A 24,902-nucleotide genomic window follows, 5' to 3' on the forward strand; every position below is an offset into this window, starting at 1 on the left:
GCAAGAGAGAATCGCTGTGCTGGCCGAATATTTGCCGTCTCTGCTGTTTCTGATCGTTGCCACCGGTATCGGCATTACGCTGATGCTGGTTGGTCGATTCCTCGGTCCCCGCCGCCCCGATCTGGAAAAGCTGTCGCCGTACGAGTGCGGCTTCGAGGCCTTCGAAGACGCGCGCATGAAGTTCGACGTGCGCTACTACCTGATCGCGATCCAGTTCATCGTCTTCGACCTGGAAATCATCTTCATCGTGCCGTGGACCCAGGTCTTCATGGAGCTGGGCGCGCGTTCGCTCGTCACCATGGGCCTGTTCGTCGGCATGCTGTTCCTCGGTTTCATTTACGTCTGGAAGAAGGGAGCGCTGGAATGGGAGTGATTCAGACTCTCGATGGCCTCATGAACAACCCCACGCCGGAAGGCCGGGTTGATGACATCCTGCGGCCGGAAGGCGACAACCCGCTGCTGGAAAAGGGCTTCGTCACCACCAGCGTCGATGCACTGCTGAACTGGGCGCGCACCGGCTCGATGTGGCCGATGACCTTTGGTCTGGCCTGCTGCGCGGTCGAGATGATGCACGCCGGCGCCGCGCGCTTGGACCTTGACCGCTACGGCGTGGTGTTCCGCCCGTCGCCGCGCCAGTCCGACGTGATGATCGTGGCCGGTACCCTGGTCAACAAGATGGCCCCGGCGCTGCGCAAGGTCTACGACCAGATGCCGGACCCGAAGTGGGTCATCTCGATGGGTAGCTGCGCCAATGGTGGCGGCTATTACCACTACTCCTATTCTGTCGTGCGCGGCTGTGATCGCGTGGTGCCGGTGGACGTCTACGTCCCGGGTTGCCCGCCGACCGCCGAGGCGCTGGTGTACGGGATCCTGCAGCTGCAGAAGAAGATCTGGCGTACACAGACCATCGCCCGCTGACCCCTTCACCTGACAAGAGCGCGCCAAGCCCCCATGGCAGAGCAAGCATCCTTCATCGACCGACTCTCCGCACGTTTCGCTGGTGCGAAGGTCATCGTGGTCGAACCCCGCGGCGAAGTGACGCTGGAAGTGCCTGCCGCCGAGTGGCACGCCACCGCCCTGGCGCTGCGTGACGAGTTTGGTTTCGAGCAGGCCGTGGATCTCTGCGGCGTCGATTACCTGGGTTATGGCTCCGACGAATGGGACACCGCCGACGTGTCCTCGCAGGGCTTCAGCCGTGGCGTCGAAGGCAAGGCCCAGGGCCGTTTCGCGTGGGGTGAGTTCCCCACCGAGGAAAACGGTGCCGACGGTGCCCGCCCGCAGCACATGCCGACCCAGCGTTTCGCCGTGGTCGCCCAGCTGCGCTCGTACCAGCACAACCTGATGATGCACCTGCGCTGCTTCGCCCCTGACGAAGCACTGCCGGTGGTGTCCTCGCTGACCGGCATCTGGCCGGGCCTGAACTGGTTCGAGCGCGAAGCGTTCGACCTGTACGGCGTGATCTTCGAAGGCCACCCGGACCTGCGCCGGATCCTGACCGACTACGGTTTCGTCGGCCATCCGTTCCGCAAGGACTTCCCGCTGATCGGCAATGTCGAAGTCCGCTACGACGAAGAAAAGAAGCGCGTGATCTACGAACCGGTCACCTCGGTGGAGCCGCGTGTCGGCGTGCCGCGCGTGATCCGCGACGACGCCCGTCTGCAGACCGCAGAAGGTGAGCGCGCGCAGGAGGCAGTGAAGTGAGCCACGTACACCAGGCCGGCGAAGCATTCGCCAGCAACGCCGCCGAAAGTCGGCAGGAAATCCGCAACTACACCATGAACTTCGGCCCGCAGCATCCGGCCGCTCACGGTGTGCTGCGTCTGATCCTGGAAATGGACGGTGAAACCATCATGCGCGCCGACCCGCACGTGGGTCTGCTGCACCGTGGTACCGAAAAGCTGGCCGAGTCCAAGCCGTTCAACCAGTCGATCGGTTACATGGATCGACTGGATTACGTGTCGATGATGTGCAACGAGCACGCCTACGTGCGCGCGATCGAGACCCTGATGGGCATCGAGGCGCCGGAGCGTGCGCAGTACATCCGCACCATGTACGACGAGATCACCCGCATCCTCAACCACCTGATGTGGCTGGGCTCCAACGCGCTCGACCTGGGTGCGATGGCGGTGATGCTGTACGCCTTCCGCGAGCGCGAAGAGCTGATGGATTGCTATGAAGCAGTCTCCGGCGCACGCATGCACGCGGCGTACTACCGTCCGGGCGGTGTCTACCGCGACCTGCCGGACCACATGCCGAAGTACAAGGAGTCGCGCTGGCACAAGGGCAAGGCGCTGAAGCAGCTCAATGCTTCGCGCGAGGGCTCGCTGCTGGACTTCCTGGAGAACTTCACCGTCGAGTTCCCCAAGCGCATCGACGAATACGAAACCCTGCTGACCGACAACCGTATCTGGAAGCAGCGTACCGTCGGCATCGGCGTGGTGACGCCGGAACTGGCGCACCAGTGGGGCATGACCGGCGTGATGCTGCGTGGCTCGGGCGTGGCCTGGGACCTGCGCAAGAAGCGCCCGTACGCCAAGTACGATGCCGTCGATTTCGACATCCCGCTGGGCAAGGAAGGCGACTGCTACGACCGTTACCTGGTCCGCGTTGCCGAAATGCGCGAATCCAACCGCATCATCAAGCAGTGCGTGGCGTGGCTGAAGGCCAACCCGGGCCCGGTGATGGTGAAGAACTTCAAGGTCGCTCCGCCCAGGCGCGAGGACATGAAGGACGACATGGAAGCGCTGATCCACCACTTCAAGCTGTTCAGCGAAGGCTACTGCGTGCCGGCCGGCGAGACCTACTCGGCGGTGGAAGCCCCGAAGGGCGAATTCGGCTGCTACCTGGTCTCCGATGGCGCCAACAAGCCGTTCCGCGTGCACCTGCGTGCGCCGGGCTTCGCCCACCTGTCCTCGATCGATTCGATCGTGCGCGGCCACATGCTGGCCGACGTGGTGGCGATGATCGGTACCTACGACCTGGTGTTCGGCGAGGTTGACCGGTAATGCCGTCCGCCACGCCAACGCCCGCTGCAGGCAGCCGGCGCAAGCCGGCGCCGCAGTTTCTGGAATTTCACGTTATGCATTTCGCTGAGGTCGGCCGATGAAGGCGACAGGTAATTTCGAGGCGGCGCGCGACGTCGACCCGATGGTGGTGCTGAGCGACAAGACCCGCGCTCACATCGATCACTGGCTGTCCAAGTTCCCGCCGGACCGCAAGCGCTCTGCCGTGCTGCAGGGCCTGCATGCGGCCCAGGAGCAGAACCAGGGCTGGCTGACCGACGAACTGATCGCCGGCGTGGCCAAGTACCTGGACCTGCCGCCGGTGTGGGCCTACGAGGTCGCCAGCTTCTACTCGATGTTCGAGACCGAGAAGGTGGGCCGCAACAACGTGGCCATCTGCACCAACATCAGCTGCTGGCTCAATGGCGCCGAGGACATCGTGCGCCATTGCGAGAAGAAGCTGGGCATCAAGCACGGTGAATCGACCCCGGACGGCCGCGTCTACCTCAAGCGCGAGGAAGAGTGCCTGGCCGGTTGCGGTGGCGCGCCGATGATGGTCATCAACGGTCACTACCATGAGCGTCTGACCCTGGAAAAGGTCGACGAGCTGCTGGACGGGCTGGAGTAAGGGCATGGCACATCACCACGAATCCAAGGGTCCAGTCGGCCCCGCGCCGCTGCCGCACCAGGTGGTCTACACCACCCTGCATTACGACACCCCGTGGTCGTACGAAAGCTACCTGAAGACCGGTGGCTACGCCGCCCTGCGCAAGATCCTCGAAGAGAAGATCCCGCCGGAGCAGGTCATCGAGATGGTCAAGGCCTCGGGCCTGCGCGGCCGCGGTGGCGCAGGCTTCCCGACCGGCCTGAAGTGGTCCTTCATGCCCAAGGGCAACATGCAGAAGTACATCCTCTGCAACTCGGACGAATCCGAGCCGGGCACCTGCAAGGACCGCGACATCCTGCGCTACAACCCGCATTCGGTGGTGGAAGGCATGGCGATCGCCTGCTACGCCACCGGTTCGACCGTGGGTTACAACTACCTGCGCGGTGAGTTCCACCACGAGCCGTTCGAGCACTTCGAGCAGGCCCTGGCCGACGCCTATGCGAACGGCTGGCTGGGCAAGAACATCCTCGGCAGCGGCGTGGACATCGACATCTACGGCGCGCTGGGCGCCGGCGCGTACATCTGCGGCGAAGAAACCGCGCTGATGGAATCGCTGGAGGGCAAGAAGGGCCAGCCGCGCTACAAGCCGCCGTTCCCGGCCAATTTCGGCCTGTACGGCAAGCCGTCGACGATCAACAACACCGAAACCTATGGCTCGGTGCCGGCGATCATCCGCAACGGTCCGGAGTGGTTCAAGGGCCTGAGCCTGACCGCCAACGGCGGTCCGAAGTGCTTCTCGGTGTCCGGCTGCGTGCAGAATGGCGGCAACTTCGAAGTGCCGCTCGGCACCAAATTCCACGACCTGCTGGAAATGGCCGGTGGCCTGCGTCCGGGCCGCACGCTGAAGGGTGCGATCCCGGGCGGCGTGTCGATGCCGGTGCTGACCGCGGCCGAGCTGAAGGACTTGCCGATGGACTACGACACCATCCGTGCACTGGGCTCCGGCCTGGGTTCGGGCGCGATCGTGGTGCTCGACGACAGCGTCTGCTGCGTCAAGTTCGCCTGCCGTATCAGCCAGTTCTTCCACAAGGAATCCTGTGGCCAGTGCACCCCGTGCCGTGAGGGCACCGGCTGGATGCACCGCGTGCTGGAGCGCATCGTCGCCGGCAAGGCCACGATGGAAGACCTGCACCAGCTGAAGGCGGTGGCCGGCCAGATCGAAGGCCACACCATCTGTGCGTTCGGTGAAGCGGCTGCATGGCCCATCCAGGGCTTCCTGCGCCAGTTCTGGGACGAATTCGAGTACTACATCGTCAACGGTCATTCGATGGTTGACGGCAAGAAGGTGGAGGCAGCCGCCGCATGAGCGCGCAACCCGTAAACCCGAACGTGCCACCGGATCACGTGACCATCGAAATCGATGGCAAGTCGCTGGTCGTGCCCAAGGGTTCGATGATCATCCAGGCGGCCGACAAGGCCGGCATTTCGATTCCGCGCTTCTGCTACCACGAGAAGCTGCCGATCGCCGCCAACTGCCGCATGTGCCTGGTGGACGTGGAAAAGTCGCCGAAGCCGGCGCCGGCCTGCGCCACTCCGGTGATGGATGGCATGAAGGTCGCCACCCGCAGCGAGAAGGCACTGAAGTTCCAGCGCTCGGTGATGGAGTTCCTGCTCATCAACCACCCCCTCGACTGCCCGATCTGCGATCAGGGCGGCGAGTGCGAGCTGCAGGACGTGTCGCTGGGCTATGGCCGTTCGGTCAGCCGCTTCAACGAGCGCAAGCGCGTGGTGCCGGACGAGGACATGGGCCCGCTGGTCGCCACCGAGATGACCCGCTGCATCCAGTGCACCCGCTGCGTCCGCTTCACCGCCGACGTCGCCGGTACCTACGAACTGGGTGGCATGTACCGCGGTGAGAACCTGCAGATCGGTACCTTCGACGGCAAGCCGCTGACCACCGAACTGTCCGGCAACGTCGTCGACGTCTGCCCGGTCGGCGCACTGACCAACAAGGTGTTCCAGTTCCGCGCCCGCCCGTGGGAACTGACCGCGCGCGAGTCGCTGGGCTACCACGACGCGATGGGTTCGAACCTGTTCCTGCACGTGCGTCGCGGCGAAGTGCTGCGCACCGTGCCGCGCGACAACGAAGCGGTGAACGAGTGCTGGCTGTCCGACCGTGACCGCTACTCGCACCAGGGTCTGTACAGCGAAGACCGTGCGGTCAAGCCGCTGCGCAAGGTCAATGGCGAGTGGAAGGAAGTGAGCTGGGCCGAAGGCCTGGCCGCGGCCGTCGAGATCCTCAAGGCCAACCAGGGCGACAACCTGGGCGTGCTGGTGCATCCGTCCACCTCGAACGAGGAAGGCGCGCTGCTGGCCCGCCTGGCCAAGGGCCTGGGCTCGAGCAACATCGACCACCGCATCAACAACCGTGATTTCTCCGACGCTGCAACCGCCGAAGTGTTCGGCCTGCCGCTGGCCGAAATCGAAGGCGCCGACCGCATCGTCGTTCTGGGCAGCAACATCCGCCACGAACTGCCGCTGCTGCACGCCCGCCTGCGCAAGGCGCAGACCATCAAGGGCGCGAAGATCCACGTCGTCAATCCGGTGGACTTCGACTTCGCCTTCAGCATTGCCGGCAAGCAGATCGTTGCACCGTCGAAGTTCGTCGACGCGCTGGCCAACGCCGAGCTGCGTTCGGCGGTGCAGGGCGGCAACAACACCGTGCTGATCGTTGGTGGCATCGCCGAAAACCACCCGCAGGCTGCCGCCATCCGCGCCGCCGCGCGTGACTTCGCCGCCGCCACCGGTGCCAAGCTGTGCCGCATCCCGCAGGGCGCCAACGCCGTGGGCCTGACCCGCGCCGGCGTGCTGCCGGCCGGCAAGGACGTCGCCGCGATGCTGGCGCAGCCGCGCCAGGCCTACGTGGTGTACGGCCTGGAGCCGGGCCTGGATTTCGCCGATGCACCTGCCGCGCGCAAGGCGCTGGCCGGTGCCCAGGTGGTGGCCTTCAGCCAGTTCGCCTGTGCCTCGACCCGCGACGTCGCCGACGTGATCCTGCCGATCGGTGCGCTGCCGGAAATCGACGCCACCCTGACCAATCTCGATGGTCGCGAGCAGTCGGCCCGTGCCGGCGGCAAGCTGCCGGGCGAGGCCCGTGAAGGCTGGCGCGTGCTGCGCGCACTGGGCGGCGACATGGCGCTGGCCGGTTTCGACTTCACCGACCTGGCCGGCCTGCGTGCCAGCCTGGCCCCGGTGTCGGTCACCGTTGCCGCTTCGGCGCAGCCGGTGATTGCCGGCGAAGGCCTGGAAGTGGCTTCGACCGCCGCGATCTACCGCACCGATGCGGTGGTCCGTCGCGCCCCGGCACTGCAGTCGCATCCGCTCAACAACGCCCCGCGCATCGTGCTGAACGCTGAAGATGCCGCTCGCCTGCAGCTGCAGGAAGGGCAGATGGCCAAGGTCGGCACCGATGCCGGCAAGGCCACCCTGCCGGTGGTGGTCGACGCCCGCGTCGCTGCGGGTTCGGTCTGGATTGAATCGGGCCACGGCGCGACCGCGCCGCTGGGTGCTGCTCGCGTAACGGTGGTGGCTGCATGAACGAATTGCTGTTGAACGCGGTCGACCCGCTGCACCAGTGGCTGCTTGGCCTCGGTGACATCGGCGCGCTGATCTGGATCATCCTGAAGATCCTGGTGATCACCGTTCCGGTGATCATCTCGGTGGCCTTCTACGTGGTCTGGGAACGCAAGCTGATCGGCTGGATGCACGTCCGCCACGGCCCGATGTACGTGGGCATGGGCATCTTCCAGGCCTTCGCCGACGTCTTCAAGCTGCTGTTCAAGGAAGTGGTCCAGCCGAGCAGCGCCAACAAGGCGATCTACCTGCTGGCACCGCTGATCACCCTGGCCCCGGCCTTCGCGGCCTGGTCGGTGGTCCCCTTCGATTCGCAGATCGTGCTGTCCAATGCCAACGCCGGCCTGCTGTACCTGCTGGCGATGACCTCGCTGGGCATCTACGGCATCATCCTGGCCGGTTGGGCGTCCAACTCGAAGTACGCGTTCCTGGGTGCCATGCGCGCCTCGGCGCAGATGATCAGCTACGAAATCGCCATGGGCTTCGCCCTGGTCGGCGTGATGATCGCCGCTGGCAGCCTGAACCTGAGCAACATCGTGATGGCGCAGGCCGGCAGCTCCGGCTTCTTCGACTGGTTCCTGCTGCCGCTGTTCCCGCTGTTCGTCATCTACTGGGTGTCGGGCGTGGCTGAAACCAACCGCGCGCCGTTCGACGTGGTGGAAGGCGAATCGGAAATCGTCGCCGGCCACATGGTCGAATACTCCGGCGGTGCCTTCGCGCTGTTCTTCCTGGCCGAATACGCGAACATGATCCTGATCAGCTTCCTGATCTCGATCTTCTTCCTCGGCGGCTGGCTGAGCCCGGTCCAGGGCTGGGTCAACTTCGGCGATGTCTCGCCGCTGGTCGACTGGATCTGGAAGGGCGGTGCACCGTGGCTGTTCGTCAAGGTGTTCTTCTTCGCCAGTGCCTACATCTGGTTCCGTGCCAGCTTCCCGCGTTTCCGCTACGACCAGATCATGCGCCTGGGCTGGAAGGTCTTCATCCCGCTGGCCATTCTGTGGATCGCGGTTACCGCCGTCATGGTGTTCTTCGGCGTGATTCAAAAGGGCGTCTAAAGTGATGAACAGGATTACCCATTACTTCAAGAGCCTGCTGCTGCTCGAACTGCTGGCGGGCCTCTGGCTGACGCTGAAGTACAGCTTCAAGCCGAAGTACACGATGATGTACCCGATGGAGAAGTTCCCGCAGTCGCCGCGCTTCCGTGGCCTGCACGCGCTGCGCCGTTACCCCAACGGCGAAGAGCGCTGCATTGCCTGCAAGCTGTGCGAAGCGGTGTGCCCGGCCCTGGCCATCACCATCGACTCGGCCAAGCGCGAGGACGGCACCCGCCGCACCACCCGCTACGACATCGACCTGTTCAAGTGCATCTTCTGCGGCTTCTGCGAAGAAAGCTGCCCGGTGGACTCGATCGTCGAAACCCACATCCTCGAGTACCACTTCGAGAACCGTGGCGAAAACATCGTTACCAAGCCGCAGCTGCTGGCCCTTGGCGATCGTCTCGAAAACGAGATCGCCGAGCGTCGTGCCGCCGATGCCGCTTACCGCTGAGGTCGAGAGATGGATTGGGTAAATATCGCTTTCTGGGTGTTCGCCATCGCGGCAACGGTTTCGGCCGGTGCGGTGATCAGCGTGCGCAACCCGGTGCATGCAGTGCTGTGCCTGGTGCTGACCTTCTTCTCCATTGCCTGCGTGTGGCTGCTGGTGGGCGCCGAGTTCCTCGGCGTGGCGCTGGTGCTGGTCTACGTCGGCGCGGTGATGGTGCTGTTCCTGTTCGTGGTGATGATGCTGGACATCGATCCCACCAAGATGCGTGAGGGCTGGGTGCGCTACCTGCCGGTCGGCCTGATCGTGGCAGTGGCGATGCTGGTGCAGATGCTGATCCTGATCGGCGTGAAGGGCAGGGCGGTCACTCCGTTCCCGGCCGACAACGCCGCTGCGGTCGCTGCCGACAGCTCCAACGTCACCTGGCTGGCGCGCACGCTGTTCACCGAATACCTGCTGCCGTTCGAGTTCGCCGCCGTCATCCTGACCGTGGCCGTGGTCGCCGCCGTGATGCTGACCCTGCGTCGCCGTACCGGCGTGAAGAGCCAGAACCCGGGTGAGCAGACCATGGTCAAGGCCGGCCAGCGCCTGCGCATGGTCAAGATGGGCGCCGAAGCACCGGTCGTGCACAGCAACAGCAAGCCGGCCACCGGCGAGGAGACCCAGCCGTGATTACCCTTGGCCACATGCTTGCGCTTGGCGCGGTGCTGTTCGCCATCAGCCTGGCCGGCATCTTCCTCAACCGGAAGAACGTCATTGTCCTGCTGATGTCGATCGAGCTGATGCTGCTGTCGGTGAACATCAATTTCGTCGGCTTCTCGCGTCAGCTGGGCGATCCGTCCGGCCAGCTGTTCGTGTTCTTCATCCTGACCGTCGCCGCCGCGGAAGCCGCCATCGGCCTGGCGATCCTGGTGACCCTGTTCCGTACCCGCCGCACGATCAATGTCGGCGAAGTCGATTCGTTGAAGGGCTGATCCACAGATGGAAATCACTCTCTCCAAGAGTCTGTTGATCGCAGTGGTGCTTGCACCGCTGTTCGGCAGCATCATCGCCGGCCTGTTCGGTCGCCAGGTCAAGCGCTTCGGCGCGCAGACCATCACCATCCTCGGCGTCGCGGTAGCCTGCGGCCTGTCGATGTACACGTTCTACCAGCTGATGTGGGGCGGCGCGCAGCCGTTCAACCAGAACATCTACACGTTCTTCGAAGTCGGCCAGTATTCGGCGCACGTCGGCTTCATGGTCGACAAGCTGACCGCGATGATGATGGTGGTGGTGACCTTCGTATCGCTGCTGGTCCACATCTACACGATCGGCTACATGCAGGACGACCCGGGCTACCAGCGGTTCTTCAGCTACATCTCGCTGTTCACCTTCTCGATGCTCACCCTGGTGATGAGCAACAACTTCCTGCAGCTGTTCTTCGGCTGGGAAGCGGTGGGCCTGGTGTCGTACCTGCTGATCGGCTTCTGGTTCAAGCGCCCGACCGCGATCTTCGCCAACATGAAGGCGTTCCTGGTCAACCGCGTCGGTGACTTCGGCTTCCTGCTGGGCATCGCCGGCGTGCTGTGGGTGTTCGGCACCCTGGACTATTCGCAGGTGTTCTCGCAGGCCGGCATGCTGGCTGACCCGCGCGCCCAGCTGCAGATCTGGGACGGCACGATCCTGGGCATGCAGCTGCTGAACGAGCCGGTGATCTGGTCGATCGCCACCGTCATCTGCATCTGCCTGTTCATCGGCGCCATGGGCAAGTCGGCCCAGGTCCCGCTGCACGTGTGGCTGCCGGACTCGATGGAAGGCCCGACCCCGATCTCGGCACTGATCCACGCCGCGACGATGGTGACCGCCGGTATCTTCATGGTCACCCGCATGTCGCCGCTGTTCGAGCTGTCGCAGACGGCGCTGAACTTCGTGCTGTTCATCGGTGCCACCACCGCGTTCTTCACCGGCCTGATCGGCATCGTGCAGAACGACATCAAGCGCGTCGTCGCGTACTCCACGCTGTCGCAGCTGGGCTACATGACCGTCGCCCTGGGCGTGTCGGCCTACTCGGCCGCCGTGTTCCACCTGATGACCCACGCCTTCTTCAAGGCCCTGCTGTTCCTGGGCGCCGGCTCGGTCATCATCGCGATGCACCACGAGCAGGACATGCGCAAGATGGGCGGCCTGCGCAAGTACATGCCGATCACCTTCATCACCATGTGGATCGGTACGCTGGCCCTGGTTGGTACGCCGTTCTTCTCCGGCTTCTACTCGAAGGACACGATCATCGAGGCGGCCGAGATCCACGCCCACATGCAGAACAGCTGGGTGGCGACCTATGGCTACTGGGCGGTGCTGGGTGGCGTGCTGGTGACCAGCTTCTACAGCTTCCGACTGCTGTTCATGACCTTCCACGGCAAGGAGCGTTTCCGCGACGCGCACGACGATCATGGCCACGGCCATGACGATCACCACGCCGCCGATGCCCACCATGGCGATGCCCATGACGACCACGGCCATGGCCACGGTCCGCATGAGCCGCATGAAACCCCGTGGGTGGTGACCCTGCCGCTGATCCTGCTGGCCATCCCGTCGATCGCCATCGGTTTCTTCAGCATCGGTCCGATGCTGCACGGCACCGACTGGGCCGGCCACCATGCGCACGAGGCGATCAAGGGCCAGGCACAGACGTTCTTCACCGGCATCGTCGACTTCTACGATCCGGCCAAGAACACCGTCGCGTTCCTGGGTGAAGAGTTCCATGGCCCGGTCGCGTTCGCGCTGCACGGCATGATGCTGCCGCCGTTCTGGCTGACCCTGGCGGGCTTCCTGCTGGCTGCGCTGTTCTACCTGTGGAAGCCGGACCTCTCGGGCAAGGCACGCAAGACCTTCGCCCCGATCGTTTCGGTGCTGGAAAACAAGTACGGCTTCGACAAGCTGTGGATCGATGGCTTTGCCGGTGGCAGCGTCAAGCTGGGCAAGGTCTCGCGCTGGATCGACAGCAACATCGTCGACGGTGTGGTCAATCTCTCGGCACGTGTTGTGGACGTTGCAGCCGGCGTGCTGCGTCGTACCCAATCCGGTTTCCTCTATCACTACGCCTTCGCGATGATCATCGGCCTGATTGCCCTGCTGGGCGTGCTGATGCATTACCTGCGTTGATGACCTGTACGGAATAAGAAGACGTGTCGAACTGGCCTCTACTCAGTGTCCTCATCTGGCTGCCGATCATCGGTGGCGCCCTGATCCTTGCGATCCGTGATGCACAGACTGCCCGCTGGGCGTCGCTGGGCGTCGCGGTGCTCACCTTCGTTGCAAGCCTCTCGCTGCTGAGCGGCTACAACGCGGGCATCGACGGCCTGCAGTTCGTCGAGACCCATGCCTGGATCCCGGCGTACAAGATCGGCTACAACCTGGGCGTGGACGGCATTGCCGTGGCGCTGATCCTGCTGACGACCCTGGTCAGCGTGCTTGCCCTGATCGGCGCCTGGAGCGCCATCGACAAGCGCGTTAACCAGTACGTGGCGGCCTTCCTGATCCTGGAAGGCGTCACCGTCGGCATCTTCGCCGCGACGGACGCGATGCTGTTCTACGTGTTCTTCGAAGCCATGCTGATCCCGATGTTCCTGATCATCGGTGTCTGGGGTGGCCCGCGCCGCATCTACGCAGCACTGAAGTTCTTCCTGTACACCTTCCTCGGCTCGGTGCTGATGCTGGTGGCGCTGATCTACCTGTACATGAAGGGCGGCAGCTTCCAGCTGGCCGACCTGTACGCGCTGCCGCTGTCGGCCAAGGAACAGACCTGGATCTTCTTCGCCTTCCTGATCGCCTTCGCGGTCAAGGTGCCGATGTTCCCGGTCCACACCTGGCTGCCGGACGCCCACGTGGAAGCGCCGACCGCCGGTTCGGTGATCCTGGCCGCCATCGCCCTGAAGATCGGTGGCTACGGCTTCCTGCGCTTCAACCTGCCGATCGTCCCGGACGCGTCGCAGGAATGGGCCTGGCTGGTGATCGCGCTGTCGCTGATCGCGGTGATCTACGTCGGCCTGGTCGCCCTGGTGCAGGACGACATGAAGAAGCTGATCGCCTACTCGTCGATCGCGCACATGGGCTTCGTCACCCTGGGCACCTTCATCGCCCTGTGGCTGGTGCGTGAAGCCGGCAACGCCGATGCTGCCCGCCTGGGCCTGCAGGGCGCCATGGTGCAGATGATCTCGCACGGCTTCGTGTCCGGTGCGATGTTCTCCTGTGTCGGCGTGCTGTACGACCGCATGCACAGCCGCCGCATCGCCGATTACGGCGGCGTGGTCAACGTGATGCCGTGGTTCGCCACCTTCGCCATGCTGTTCTTCATGGCCAATGCGGGCCTGCCGGGCACCAGCGGTTTCGTCGGCGAGTTCATGGTCATCCTGTCGGCCTTCCAGCGTAATCCGTGGATCGCACTGGGCGCGGCCACCACCCTGATCATCGGCGCCGCCTACACCCTGTGGCTGTACAAGCGCATCTTCTTCGGCGAAGTGGCCAACAGCCACGTGGCCGAACTGAAGGACATCAACGGCCGCGAATGGCTGGTGCTGGGCGTGTTCGCCATCGGCGTGCTGGCCCTGGGCATCTACCCCAAGCCGCTGACCGACCTGATGGAGCCCTCGATCGCGAAGCTGGCGATGCAGATCGCATCCAGCAAGCTGCTGTAATTCCAGGATTTGATGATGACCACCTCGCCGCTGCTGCCATTGACCGCCGCTGACCTGCCACCGCTCGCTCCCGAGCTGGTGCTGATCGGCAGCGCCTTCGCCCTGATGATCCTCGACCTGTTCGTCAGCAACCGGAACAAGATCGTCACCCACCTGTTCTCGCTCGCTGCGCTGGCCGTGGTGCTGTTCATGCTGGCCACCGGCGTGGGCGGGCAGGGCGAGGTCTTCCATGGCATGTTCGTGCGCGATACCGCCGCGGACGTGATGAAGACCGGGATCGTGCTGCTCAGCGGCCTGACCCTGGTCTACGGCTGGCGCTACCTGCGTGACCGCAACCTGTTCCAGGGCGAGATCCCGGTGCTGATCCTGTTCGGCACCGCCGGCATGATGATTCTGGTCTCGGCCGGCAGCCTGCTGATGGTCTACCTGGGCCTGGAACTGCTGGCGCTGTGCTCCTACGCACTGGTTGCCAGCAACCGTGAGAACGGTCTGGCCTCGGAAGCGGCGATGAAGTACATCGTGCTGGGTTCGCTGGCCTCGGGCCTGCTGCTGTACGGCATGTCGCTGATCTACGGCGCCACCGGCAGCCTGCACCTGGACGTCATCCGTGACGCCATCCCGCACTCGGAAGAGCGCGTGCTGCTGATCACCGGTGCGGTGTTCATGATCGCCGGCGTCGCCTTCAAGCTGGGTGCCGCACCGTTCCACATGTGGCTGCCGGACGTGTACCAGGGTGCCCCGGCACCGATCGCGCTGTTCATCAGCTCGGCGCCGAAGCTGGCCGCCTTCGGCATGGCCTACCGCCTGCTGGAAATGGGCGTGGGTCCGCTGTCGACTGAACTGCAGCTGCTGATCGCCGGCCTGGCCGCGGTCTCGCTGGTCATCGGCAACCTGATGGCCATCGCGCAGAGCAACCTCAAGCGCATGCTGGCATTCTCCACCGTCTCGCACATCGGCTTCCTGCTGATGGGCATCGCCGGTGGTGGCGCGCAGGGCTATGCCGCCGCGCTGTTCTACGCACTGGCCTACGCCATCATGTCCACCGCCGCCTTCGGCGCGATCATCGCGCTGTCGCGTGCCGGTTTCGAAGCCGAGAACATCGAGGACTTCAAGGGCCTCAATGCCCGCAACCCGTGGATGGCCGGCCTGGTGCTGTGCATCATGGCGTCGCTGGCCGGCATTCCGCCGTTCCTGGGCTTCTGGACCAAGCTGGCGGTGCTGGGCGCGGCCGTCAACGGGGGCCTGCTGTGGCTGGCCATCCTCGGCGTGCTGTGTGCCGTGGTCGGCTGCTTCTACTACCTGCGCGTCATCAAGGTCATGTACTTCGATGAGCCGGTGGGCGAGGCCATGCCGCGCAGCAACGACCGCGTGCTGGGCCTGGTGCTGGGCGTGAACGCGCTGGCGCTGCTGGCGCTGGGCCTGGCCTGGAACCCGATCATGGTCTGGTGCCAGCAGGCATTTGCGCATCTTGCATAAAAGTTGACACAAAGCTGCGCGATTCGTGTAATATGCGCAGCCTGAGTTGTCACTGCAGCGGTTCAGCCAGAACATCGTTGCGGTAGCCCTCCTCGAAAGAGAGCAGGGCAGCAGTTCAAACACTTCCGGTGCGGGGTGGAGCAGTCTGGCAGCTCGTCGGGCTCATAACCCGAAGGTCGCAGGTTCAAATCCTGCCCCCGCTACCAACTTCAGATCGGCGCCAACCGGTTTGATGAATGAGGGAAAGCTTGCATTTTTTGGAGCCAACGCTCATAATTCCGCTTCTGATGCGGGGTGGAGCAGTCTGGCAGCTCGTCGGGCTCATAACCCGAAGGTCGCAGGTTCAAATCCTGCCCCCGCTACCAAGTAAAGAGATCGCCTTCGAAGTCCTGCTTCGAAGGCGTTTTTCTTTGGGTGGCTGCGTCGTTTCTGCGTGATCGGGGTCAGATCCCTTTTCCGCGGGAAAGGGATCTGACCCCAGGTCCGCACCTTGCACCAGCGCGGTGCAGCCGCTATCATCAGCGGCCTAGCAGTACCCCTGAAGGCGGCCTCCCGGCGGGAGTCCGGACCCGGAAGGAGGGCCGCAACCGGCAGGCACTGCAGGTTGCAACCGGAATCCAGTCACCGGAGTCTTTCCGGAAAAGGGGCCCAGCGGGCCCTTTGTCGTTTCCGGGGCGTCATGTTTTCACGCCGGCCAAAGCCGGCACCCAACCAAGAGATCAAGGCAGGCTGTGAGCGACAAGGCAACCGACATCGCGAATCTGCTCGCCCCGACCGTTGTGTCGCTGGGCCTGGAGCTGCTGGGCGTTGAGTATCTGCCGGCCCCCGGCGGTGCGACCCTGCGCCTTTACATCGACGTGCCGCTGGCTGAACAGCCCGAGCGCATCATCAATGTCGACGACTGTGAGCGGGTCAGTCGCGAAGTGTCGGCGCAGCTGGACGTCGAAGACCCGATCAGCGGCAATTACACGCTGGAAGTGTCCTCGCCGGGCGTGGATCGCCCGCTGTTCAACCTGGAGCAGTTCGCTCGCCACCAGGGGGAATCGGCCAAGGTCACGCTGAAGCTGCCGCAGGACAACCGTCGTCGCCTGCAGGGCCGTATCGAGGCAACCGACGAGGCTGCAGGCACCATCACCTTCATCGTCGACAAGACCGAAGTGGTGGTGTCGGCCGACAATATCGACAAGGCACGGATCATGCCCGACTGGGTGGCGCTGGGGCTGGCCCCGAGCAAGCCGACCGGTCCGGCGCCGAAGCGTCCGAAGCCGAACACGAATTCTTCTTCCAACGAGCCGGCGGCAAAGAAGCCGCGCGCGGAGTGAGCCAATGAGCAAGGAACTGTTGCTGGTAGTCGACGCGGTCGCCAACGAGAAGGGCGTGCCGCGTGAAGTGATCTTCGATGCCATCGAGGCCGCCCTGGCCTCGGCAGCGAAGAAGCGCTATCCCGACGAGGAAGTGCTGACCCGCGTGGTCATCGACCACAAGGATGGCAGCTACGAAACCTTCCGCCGCTGGGAAGTGGTGGCCGACGACGTGGTCATGGAATCGCCGGACCGCCAGATCCGCCTGATGGACGCCGTCGACGAAGCCGAAGGCGTGGACGTCGGCGACTACATCGAAGAGCAGATCGAGAACCCGGACTTCGGCCGCATCGCCGCCCAGGCCGCCAAGCAGGTCATCGTCCAGCGCGTGCGCGAAGCCGAGCGCCAGCAGGTCGTGGATGCGTGGAAGGATCGCGTCGGCGAACTGATCACCGGTGTGGTCAAGCGCGCCGAGCGCGGCAACATCTATGTCGACCTCGGTGGCAACGCCGAAGGCTTCATTCCGAAGGACAAGGGCATTCCGCGCGACGTGCTGCGCGCTGGTGACCGCGTGCGCGGCTACCTGGCCGAAGTCCGTTCGGAACCCCGTGGCCCGCAGCTGTTCATCAGCCGCGCCGCCCCGGAATTCATGATCGAGCTGTTCAAGCTGGAAGTGCCGGAAGTCGGCCAGGGCCTGGTGGAAATCAAGGCCTGCGCCCGTGATCCGGGCGACCGCGCCAAGATCGCCGTGCTCGCCCACGACCAGCGCACCGATCCGATCGGTGCCTGCATCGGCATGCGCGGTTCGCGCGTGCAGGCCGTGTCCAACGAGCTCAATGGCGAGCGCGTGGACATCGTGCTGTGGAACGACAACCCGGCCAACTTCGTCATCAACGCGATGGCGCCGGCCGAAGTGCAGTCGATCATCGTCGATGAAGACAAGCACTCGATGGACCTGGCCGTTGCCGAAGACCGCCTGGCCCAGGCGATCGGCAAGGGCGGCCAGAACGTGCGCCTGGCCAGCCGCCTGACCGGCTGGCAGCTCAACGTGATGACCCAGGACCAGGTCACCGCCAAGTCGGAGGCCGAGCAGGCTTCGGCCCGCCAGCTGTTCATGGACAAGCTGGAAGTGGACGAGGAAATCGCCGGCATCCTGGTCAGCGAAGGCTTCGGCACCGTCGAGGAAATCGCATATGTCCCGGTCGGCGAACTGCTGGCCGTGGAAGGTTTCGACGAAGACATCGTCGAAGAGCTGCGCGCTCGTGCCCGCGATGCGCTGCTCAATGAGGCCCTGGCAGTCGAAGAAGGCCTTGAAGACGGCCAGCCGGCGCAGGACCTGCTGTCCCTGAAGGGCATGGACGAAGCCACCGCATATGCGCTGGCCGGCCACGGCGTGCGTACCAGCGAGGACCTGTCCGACCTGGCCGCCGACGAGGTCATGGACTTCGGCATCGAAGGACTGGATCAGGCGCGCGCCGCTGCGCTGATCCTGGCCGCCCGTGCCGAAGAGATCGCCCGACTGGAACGCGGCGAATGAGCCGGCAATGAACAGGGCCCTGAGCCGCTCAGGGCGTAGAATCCGCGCCACCTCCAGATGCGGGGGGGCGCCCACAAGATCATAGGATCCGAATGTCGCAGCAAACCACCATCCGCAAGCTTGCCGAACTGGTCAACACGCCGGTCGAAAAACTGCTGGAACAGCTGGCCGGTGCCGGCATGAAGTTCAGCGGTCCCGACCAGGTCGTGACCAGCTCCGAGAAGGTGAAGCTCCTGGGCTTCCTTCGTCGTTCGCACGGCAAGCCCGAGCAGGCCCCGGAAGAGAGCGATCAGTCTGCAAAGAAGATCACGCTCAACCGCCGGAAGCAGCAGGAAGTGACGGTCAATTCCGGTCGCAGCAAGACGACCGTGAATGTCGAGGTGCGCCAGAAGCGCACCTACGTCAAGGATGGTGCGCGCGCCATGACGCCGGACGAAGAGCGCGCCGACATCCTGCGCAAGCTGGAAGAGTCGCGCGCCCGCAACCTCGCCGAACAGCAGGCCCTGGCCGAGAAGGATCGTCTGCGCGACGAAGCCATCGTCCGTGCCCGTGAGGAAGAGATTGCGGCCAAGGAACGCGCAGAGGCCGAGAAGAAGGCTGCCGAGGAAGCTGCGGCCGCCGCCAAGGCTGCCGAGGCACTGGCGGCCGCCAAGCCCAAGCGCGCTCCGATCGATGAAACCGCGCCGCGTCCGCCGCGCACGCCGGCCGGCGCTCCGGCTGCGCCGCGCAGTGCGCCGCCGCCGCCGCGCAACGACGACCGCAACAACCGCAGCGCGCCGCGCAACGAGCGTGGCCCGGGCGACCGTTTCGCCGGCCAGATGCACCTGTCGGCTGCCGACCGTGCGCGTCGTGGCAACAGCAACAACAGCAACACCCGTGGTCGGCCGGGTGGCCGTAACCAGGCTGGTGGCCGTCGCGACATGTCGCGCGGTGGCAACAATGCCGGCCCGCACGCCTTCGAGCGTCCGACTGCGCCGGTGGTGCGTGAAGTGGCGATCGGCGACACGATCACCGTGGCCGACCTGGCGCAGAAGCTCGCGCTGAAGGGCGGCGAGGTGGTCAAGGCGCTGTTCAAGATGGGCGTGATGGCCACCATCACCCAGTCCATCGACCACGACACCGCCGCGCTGGTGACCGAAGAACTCGGCCACAAGGCGATCCGTGCCAACGACAACGACGCCGAGGACGCACTGCTGGCCTCGACCGGTGAAAACCAGGGCGAAGCCACCCAGCGTCCGCCGGTGGTCACCATCATGGGCCACGTCGACCACGGCAAGACCTCGCTGCTGGATTACATCCGCCGCACCAAGGTCGCCACCGGCGAAGCCGGCGGCATCACCCAGCACATCGGTGCTTACCACGTGGATACGCCGAAGGGCGTGATCAGCTTCCTGGATACCCCGGGCCATGCTGCCTTCACCTCGATGCGTGCCCGCGGCGCCAAGCTGACCGATATCGTGGTGCTGGTCGTGGCCGCCGATGACGGCGTCATGCCGCAGACCAAGGAAGCGATCCAGCACGCCCGTTCGGCGGGTGTGCCGCTGATCGTGGCGATCAACAAGATCGACAAGTCCGACGCCGACCCGATGCGGGTCAAGAACGAACTGCTGTCCGAGCAGGTCGTGGCCGAAGATTTCGGTGGTGACACCCAGATGGTGGAGATCTCGGCCAAGACCGGCCTGGGCATCGACGATCTGCTGGACGCCATCTCGATCCAGGCAGAACTGCTGGAACTGAAGGCCGTCGACGAAGGCCGTGCCTCGGGCGTGGTGATCGAATCGTCGCTGGACAAGGGCCGCGGCCCGGTCGCTACCGTGCTGGTGCAGCAGGGCCGCCTGAAGAAGGGCGACTACCTGGTGTGCGGCATCCAGTACGGCCGCGTGCGTGCGCTGTTCGACGAAACCGGCAAGCAGCCGGAGTTCGCCGGCCCGTCCATCCCGGTGCAGGTCCTGGGTCTGTCCGGCGTGCCGGAAGCCGGTGACGACTTCGTGGTCGTTGAGGACGAGCGTCTGGCCAAGGACGTTGCCCAGCAGCGTGAGACCAAGCGCCGTGAATCGCGCCTGGTCGCCACCGCCGGCAGCCGCATGGAAGACATCATGGCGACCCTGGGCAAGGGCGAGGGCCAGCAGGTCCTCAACCTGGTCATCAAGGCCGACGTGCAGGGTTCGGTGCAGGCCCTCAGCCAGGCGCTGGTGGCGCTGTCCAACGAAGACATCCGCATCAACGTGATCCACTCCGGCGTGGGCGGCATCACCGAATCGGACGCCAACTCGGCGGCCGCTTCGAAGGCCACCGTCATCGGCTTCAACGTGCGTGCGGATGCTTCGGCCCGTCGCATCATCGAATCCAACGGCGTGGACCTGCGCTACTTCTCGATCATCTATGACGTGATCGATCAGGTGAAGCAGGTGGCCTCCGGTCTGCTGGGCGTGGAGATCCGCGAAGAGATCATCGGTATCGCCGAGGTCCGCGACGTGTTCCGCAGCTCCAAGCTGGGCGCCGTTGCCGGCTCGATGGTCATCGAGGGCGTGGTCAGGCGCAACAAGCCGATCCGCGTGCTGCGCGACAGCGTGGTGATCTTCGAGGGCGAGCTGGAATCGCTGCGTCGCTTCAAGGAGAACGTCGAGGAAGTCCGCAACGGTACCGAGTGCGGTATCGCGGTGAAGGCCTACAACGACGTCAAGCCGGGTGACCAGATCGAGTGCTTCGAGCGTATCGAAGTGCCGCGCACCCTGTAATGCTGCAAGGTGGCCCGACCAACGGTCGGGCCCCACCATGGACCTGTAGCGCCCGACGGTTGGTCGGGCGACAATCGAATCAAAGGTAGCGCCCGACCGTTGGTCGGGCGACAACTGAACGAAGAGCTCCTCGTGCCCAAGACTTTCCATCGAACCGACCGTGTCTCCGCCCAGCTGCGCCGTGAACTCGGCACCCTGGTGCACAACGCCGTGCGCGAGCATGGGTTGCCCTCGGTGAGCGTGTCCGACGTGGAAATCACCCGCGACATGGCCCATGCCAAGGTGTTCGTCACCGCGCTGATGCCGGAACGTTCGGCCGAAGCCGTGGCCGGCCTGAAGGAGCTGGGCTACCGCCTGCGCATGGACCTGGCACGCGCGATGAAGCTGCGCTACGTGCCGGAGCTGCATTTCCACTACGACGACTCGGTCGACCGTGGTGAGCACATCGACAACATCCTGCGCGACCTGCCCGATACGCTGGCCGCGGAGAAGCGTCGCGAGAGCGACGAAGAATAACCGCGTGGCGCCGGGCATGCCCGGCGTTGTTGCATTCCGGCTGCGCGATGTCTGATGCAGACCGCGCTGCGGCAGTCGAGCATGGCTCGACTCTACAAAATTCTGCCATGACCCGAATTCAGTTCCGCCGCCTGGATGGCATCCTGCTGCTCGACAAGTCGACCGGCATGAGTTCCAACGCCGCCCTGCAGGTAGCCCGCCGCCTGTTCCGCGCAGAGAAAGGGGGGCACACCGGCAGCCTTGACCCGCTGGCCACCGGCCTGCTGCCGCTGTGCTTCGGCGAGGCAACCAAGATCGCCGGCCTGCTGCTCGGCTCGGCCAAGGCCTACGACGCCGAGATCGTGCTGGGCCAGACCACCGATACCGACGATGCCGAAGGCCAGGTGCTGCTGCAGCGCCCGGTGCCGGCCATCAGTGCCGAAGCGCTGCAGGCCGCACTGGCGGCGCTGACCGGCAACATCCGCCAGCGTGCCCCGATCTATTCGGCGCTGAAGCAGGGCGGTGAGCCGCTGTATGTGAAGGCCCGCCGCGGCGATGTCATCGAAGCGCCCGAACGCGAGGTGCAGGTACACGCCATCGAGGTGCTGGAGCAGCAGCCGGAACGGTTGCGGCTGCGCGTGACCTGCGGCTCCGGCACCTACATCCGCAGCCTGGCCCGCGACCTGGGCGAGGCGCTGGGCTGTGGTGCCCACATCAGCGCACTGCGTCGGCTCTGGGTCGAGCCGTTCCGTGAGCCGGTGATGGTCACCCTGGACCAGTTGCGGGCGATGGTCGAGGTGGGTGACGAGGCGGGCATGGACGCGCTGCTGCTGCCGCTGGCGGCCGGCCTGGCCGAGTACCCGCGGGTCGACCTGGATGCCGACCAGGCCCACCGCTTCTGCGTCGGCCAGCGCCAGCGCGATCTGTCCTGGCCGCGTGGCCTGGTGGCGGTGTTTGGTCCGGACGACGCTGTCCAGGGCCTGGGCCAGGTCGACGAAAGCGGCCTGCTGGCCCCGCAGCGTCGTTTCAACCTCTGACCGGGCCCGGGCGGTTCAGCCCCGGTCCTTGTCCCGGAAGCCCCCGACCGTTACAATTTCGCGGCCGTTTTCCGGCAGCCTGCCTGGCGCAGGTTTCATCCTCGTAGTCCACGGCGAGCCTGGCGGTGCGCGAAGCGCGTTCCTGCCGGCCACGCATCACAGAGAAAAAGAAATGTCGATCGACACCCAGAAGGTCATTGAAGACAACAAGCGCAGCTCGGCTGACACCGGCTCCCCGGAAGTCCAGGTTGCGCTGCTGACCGCCCGCATCGAACTGCTGACCGGCCACTTCAAGACCCACAAGAAGGACCACCACAGCCGCCGCGGCCTGCTGCAGATGGTCAACCGCCGTCGCAGCCTGCTCGACTACCTGAAGAAGAAGGACGTCGAGCGCTACAAGGCCCTGATCGAGAAGCTTGGCCTGCGTCGCTAAGCAACGAATCCCCCGCGGCGCAGCGATGCGCCGCGGTTTTGTTTTGTAGTACCGCAATCCCCGATTCAGGCCGGAACGATCCGGCCACCCGCTGGCGGCAAGGGTCGCCGACGGTCCAAATTCGCAGACAGCATCCCCAAGGACACCCTCCGTGGCAAAAATCACCAAAACCTTCCAGTACGGCAAGCACACCGTCACGCTTGAGACCGGCGAAGTCGCCCGTCAGGCCAGCGGCGCCGTCATCGTCAAGATGGACGACACCGTACTGCTGGTCACCGCCGTCGCCGCCAAGAGCGCGCGCGAAGGCCAGGACTTCTTCCCGCTGACCGTCGATTATCAGGAAAAGTTCTACGCCGGCGGCCGTATCCCGGGTGGTTTCTTCAAGCGTGAAGGCCGTGCGACCGAGAAGGAAACCCTGATCTCGCGTCTGATCGACCGTCCGATCCGTCCGCTGTTCCCGGAAGACTACAAGAACGAAGTGCAGATCATCGCCACGGTCATGTCGTTGAACCCGGACGTGGACGGCGACATCCCGGCCCTGATCGGTGCCTCCGCTGCCCTGGCCCTGGCCGGCACCCCGTTCATGGGTCCGATCGGCGCTGCCAAGGTCGGTTACAAGAACGGCGAGTACATCCTGAACCCGACCGTCAGCGAACTGGCTGACTCGCAGCTGGAACTGGTCGTCGCCGGTACCTCCAACGCCGTGCTGATGGTTGAATCCGAAGCCGCGCTGCTGTCCGAAGAAGTGATGCTGGGCGCCGTGACCTTCGGTCACCGCGAAATGCAGAAGGTCATCAACGCGATCAACGAGCTGACCGTCGAAGCCGGCACCAAGCCGTCGACCTGGGAAGCCCCGGCCAAGAACGACGCGCTGATCTCCGCCCTGAAGGAAGCCATCGGCCCGCGTCTGGGCGAAGCCTTCCAGGTGCGTGACAAGCTGCAGCGCCGCGACGCCATCTCGGCAATCAAGAAGGACGTGTTCGAAACCCTGGCTGGCCGCATGGCTGCCGAAGGCTGGAACCCGGCCGAGCTGTCGAAGGAATTCGGCGAGCTGGAATACCGCACCATGCGTGACTCGGTGCTGGACACCAAGGTCCGTATCGACGGCCGTGCGCTGGACACCGTCCGCCCGATCGCCGTGAAGACCGGCGTGCTGCCGCGTACCCACGGTTCCTCGCTGTTCACCCGTGGCGAAACCCAGGCCATTGTGACCATCACCCTGGGCACCGCCCGTGACGGCCAGGTCATCGACGCCGTTGCCGGTGAGTACAAGGAAAACTTCCTGTTCCACTACAACTTCCCCCCGTTCTCGGTGGGTGAGTGCGGCCGCATGATGGGCCCGAAGCGCCGCGAAATCGGCCACGGTCGCCTGGCCAAGCGCGGCGTGCTGGCTGTCATGCCGTCGCTGGAAGCCTTCCCGTACACCATCCGTGTCGTCTCGGAAATCACCGAGTCGAACGGTTCCTCGTCGATGGCCTCGGTCTGCGGCTCGTCGCTGGCCCTGATGGACGCCGGCGTGCCGGTGAAGGCTCCGGTGGCCGGTATCGCCATGGGCCTGGTCAAGGAAGGCGAGCGCTTCGTCGTCCTGTCCGACATCCTGGGTGACGAAGATCACCTGGGCGACATGGACTTCAAGGTCGCCGGTACCGCTGAGGGCATTTCCGCCCTGCAGATGGACATCAAGATCGAAGGCATCACCGAAGAGATCATGAAGCAGGCCCTGCAGCAGGCCAAGGCTGGCCGTCTGCACATCCTGGGCGAAATGGCCCACGGCCTGACCGCTCCGCGTGAAGAGCTGTCGGACTACGCGCCGCGCCTGCTGACCATCAAGATCCACCCGGACAAGATCCGCGAAGTGATCGGCAAGGGTGGTTCGACCATCCAGGCCATCACCAAGGAAACCGGCACCCAGATCGACATCCAGGACGACGGCACCATCGTCATCGCTTCGGTCAACGCCATCGCTGCGCAGGCCGCCAAGGCCCGCATCGAGCAGATCACCTCGGACGTCGAACCGGGCCGCATCTATGAAGGCAAGGTCGCCAAGATCATGGACTTCGGTGCGTTCGTCACCATCCTGCCGGGCAAGGACGGTCTGGTCCACGTGTCGCAGATCTCCAGCGATCGCGTCGAGAAGGTCGGCGACGTGCTGAAGGAAGGCGATGTGGTCAAGGTCAAGGTGCTGGAAGTCGACAAGCAGGGCCGTATCCGCCTGTCGATGAAGGCCGTGGAAGAAGGCGACGCCGCCAGCGCCGAGTAATCGACCTCCGGTCGATTACGGTAGGTGTCAACCTTGGTTGACACGCTTCTGGAATCGCTGAATTGAAAAAGCGGGCTTCGGCCCGCTTTTTCTTTGCCTCGCTGTTATGAAGAACCGCGCATCCAGGTCGTTGCATGTCCTGCTGCAGTGCATGAGAGGCGCTACGCG

General features: G+C 64.6%; 21 protein-coding genes and 2 tRNA genes. All 23 read left to right on the forward strand.

The window, feature by feature from the left end; all coding sequences use genetic code 11:
- Window positions 1-16 precede the first annotated feature (16 nt).
- The gene (locus tag AC5P9F_RS10025) at window positions 17-373 is read left to right on the forward strand and encodes an NADH-quinone oxidoreductase subunit A (RefSeq protein ID WP_005414075.1); all 357 of its coding nucleotides are present in this window, start codon (window positions 17-19) and stop codon (window positions 371-373) included.
- Window positions 364-918, forward strand: coding sequence for a NuoB/complex I 20 kDa subunit family protein (locus AC5P9F_RS10030; protein WP_005410463.1), 555 nt, complete (start codon window positions 364-366; stop codon window positions 916-918). Before AC5P9F_RS10025 ends, AC5P9F_RS10030 begins: the two co-directional genes overlap by 10 nt.
- A gap of 33 nt (window positions 919-951) precedes the next feature.
- Window positions 952-1,701, forward strand: coding sequence for an NADH-quinone oxidoreductase subunit C (locus AC5P9F_RS10035; RefSeq protein ID WP_005410462.1), 750 nt, complete (start codon window positions 952-954; stop codon window positions 1,699-1,701).
- Window positions 1,698-3,005 carry an NADH-quinone oxidoreductase subunit D gene (locus AC5P9F_RS10040; RefSeq protein ID WP_005410461.1) on the forward strand — a complete coding sequence of 436 codons (1,308 nt, stop codon included), beginning with the start codon at window positions 1,698-1,700 and terminating at the stop codon, window positions 3,003-3,005. Before AC5P9F_RS10035 ends, AC5P9F_RS10040 begins: the two co-directional genes overlap by 4 nt.
- Before the next feature lie 97 nt (window positions 3,006-3,102).
- Complete coding sequence (gene nuoE, locus AC5P9F_RS10045) at window positions 3,103-3,630, forward strand: NADH-quinone oxidoreductase subunit NuoE (protein WP_005410460.1); 528 nt, start codon at window positions 3,103-3,105, stop codon at window positions 3,628-3,630.
- Window positions 3,631-3,634: 4 nt separating this feature from the next.
- Window positions 3,635-4,975: an NADH-quinone oxidoreductase subunit NuoF gene (gene nuoF / locus AC5P9F_RS10050; RefSeq protein WP_010486436.1), complete on the forward strand. Its 1,341-nt coding sequence runs from the start codon at window positions 3,635-3,637 to the stop codon at window positions 4,973-4,975.
- Window positions 4,972-7,206 carry an NADH-quinone oxidoreductase subunit NuoG gene (gene nuoG, locus AC5P9F_RS10055; protein ID WP_076739789.1) on the forward strand — a complete coding sequence of 745 codons (2,235 nt, stop codon included), beginning with the start codon at window positions 4,972-4,974 and terminating at the stop codon, window positions 7,204-7,206. The genes nuoF and nuoG overlap by 4 nt, the downstream gene beginning before the upstream one ends.
- Window positions 7,203-8,297, forward strand: coding sequence for an NADH-quinone oxidoreductase subunit NuoH (gene nuoH / locus AC5P9F_RS10060; protein WP_005410457.1), 1,095 nt, complete (start codon window positions 7,203-7,205; stop codon window positions 8,295-8,297). Before nuoG ends, nuoH begins: the two co-directional genes overlap by 4 nt.
- Before the next feature lie 4 nt (window positions 8,298-8,301).
- Complete coding sequence (gene nuoI, locus AC5P9F_RS10065; RefSeq protein WP_005410456.1) at window positions 8,302-8,790, forward strand: NADH-quinone oxidoreductase subunit NuoI; 489 nt, start codon at window positions 8,302-8,304, stop codon at window positions 8,788-8,790.
- A gap of 9 nt (window positions 8,791-8,799) precedes the next feature.
- On the forward strand, window positions 8,800-9,456 hold the full coding sequence (locus tag AC5P9F_RS10070; protein WP_010486441.1) for an NADH-quinone oxidoreductase subunit J: 657 nt from the start codon (window positions 8,800-8,802) through the stop codon (window positions 9,454-9,456).
- Window positions 9,453-9,758: an NADH-quinone oxidoreductase subunit NuoK gene (gene nuoK / locus AC5P9F_RS10075; protein ID WP_005410454.1), complete on the forward strand. Its 306-nt coding sequence runs from the start codon at window positions 9,453-9,455 to the stop codon at window positions 9,756-9,758. Before AC5P9F_RS10070 ends, nuoK begins: the two co-directional genes overlap by 4 nt.
- 7 nt (window positions 9,759-9,765) lie before the next feature.
- The gene (gene nuoL, locus AC5P9F_RS10080; RefSeq protein WP_076739788.1) at window positions 9,766-11,925 is read left to right on the forward strand and encodes an NADH-quinone oxidoreductase subunit L; all 2,160 of its coding nucleotides are present in this window, start codon (window positions 9,766-9,768) and stop codon (window positions 11,923-11,925) included.
- A gap of 23 nt (window positions 11,926-11,948) precedes the next feature.
- A complete protein-coding gene (locus tag AC5P9F_RS10085) occupies window positions 11,949-13,457 on the forward strand; it encodes an NADH-quinone oxidoreductase subunit M (protein ID WP_005410452.1) in 1,509 nt (502 codons plus the stop codon).
- A 15-nt stretch (window positions 13,458-13,472) separates the two neighbouring features.
- Window positions 13,473-14,933 (forward strand): NADH-quinone oxidoreductase subunit NuoN, encoded by a 1,461-nt coding sequence (gene nuoN / locus AC5P9F_RS10090; protein WP_005410451.1) that lies wholly within the window; start codon window positions 13,473-13,475, stop codon window positions 14,931-14,933.
- Window positions 14,934-15,062: 129 nt separating this feature from the next.
- Window positions 15,063-15,139, forward strand: a tRNA-Met gene (locus AC5P9F_RS10095).
- Between the two features lie 82 nt (window positions 15,140-15,221).
- Window positions 15,222-15,298: transfer RNA gene (locus AC5P9F_RS10100), tRNA-Met, on the forward strand.
- A 366-nt stretch (window positions 15,299-15,664) separates the two neighbouring features.
- Window positions 15,665-16,255 (forward strand): ribosome maturation factor RimP, encoded by a 591-nt coding sequence (gene rimP, locus AC5P9F_RS10105; RefSeq protein ID WP_005410450.1) that lies wholly within the window; start codon window positions 15,665-15,667, stop codon window positions 16,253-16,255.
- A gap of 4 nt (window positions 16,256-16,259) precedes the next feature.
- The gene (gene nusA, locus AC5P9F_RS10110) at window positions 16,260-17,771 is read left to right on the forward strand and encodes a transcription termination factor NusA (protein WP_005410449.1); all 1,512 of its coding nucleotides are present in this window, start codon (window positions 16,260-16,262) and stop codon (window positions 17,769-17,771) included.
- A 92-nt stretch (window positions 17,772-17,863) separates the two neighbouring features.
- Complete coding sequence (gene infB, locus AC5P9F_RS10115; protein ID WP_062606468.1) at window positions 17,864-20,509, forward strand: translation initiation factor IF-2; 2,646 nt, start codon at window positions 17,864-17,866, stop codon at window positions 20,507-20,509.
- Between the two features lie 132 nt (window positions 20,510-20,641).
- Entirely contained in the window at window positions 20,642-21,025 is a 384-nt protein-coding gene (gene rbfA, locus AC5P9F_RS10120; RefSeq protein WP_495231937.1) for a 30S ribosome-binding factor RbfA, read from the forward strand.
- Window positions 21,026-21,132: 107 nt separating this feature from the next.
- Complete coding sequence (truB, locus tag AC5P9F_RS10125; RefSeq protein WP_308678889.1) at window positions 21,133-22,041, forward strand: tRNA pseudouridine(55) synthase TruB; 909 nt, start codon at window positions 21,133-21,135, stop codon at window positions 22,039-22,041.
- A gap of 172 nt (window positions 22,042-22,213) precedes the next feature.
- Entirely contained in the window at window positions 22,214-22,474 is a 261-nt protein-coding gene (gene rpsO, locus AC5P9F_RS10130; protein WP_005410445.1) for a 30S ribosomal protein S15, read from the forward strand.
- A gap of 151 nt (window positions 22,475-22,625) precedes the next feature.
- Complete coding sequence (gene pnp / locus AC5P9F_RS10135) at window positions 22,626-24,734, forward strand: polyribonucleotide nucleotidyltransferase (protein WP_076739785.1); 2,109 nt, start codon at window positions 22,626-22,628, stop codon at window positions 24,732-24,734.
- Window positions 24,735-24,902: the final 168 nt, after the last annotated feature.

The organism is Stenotrophomonas sp. YJH_SMC_4, assembly GCF_059371575.1.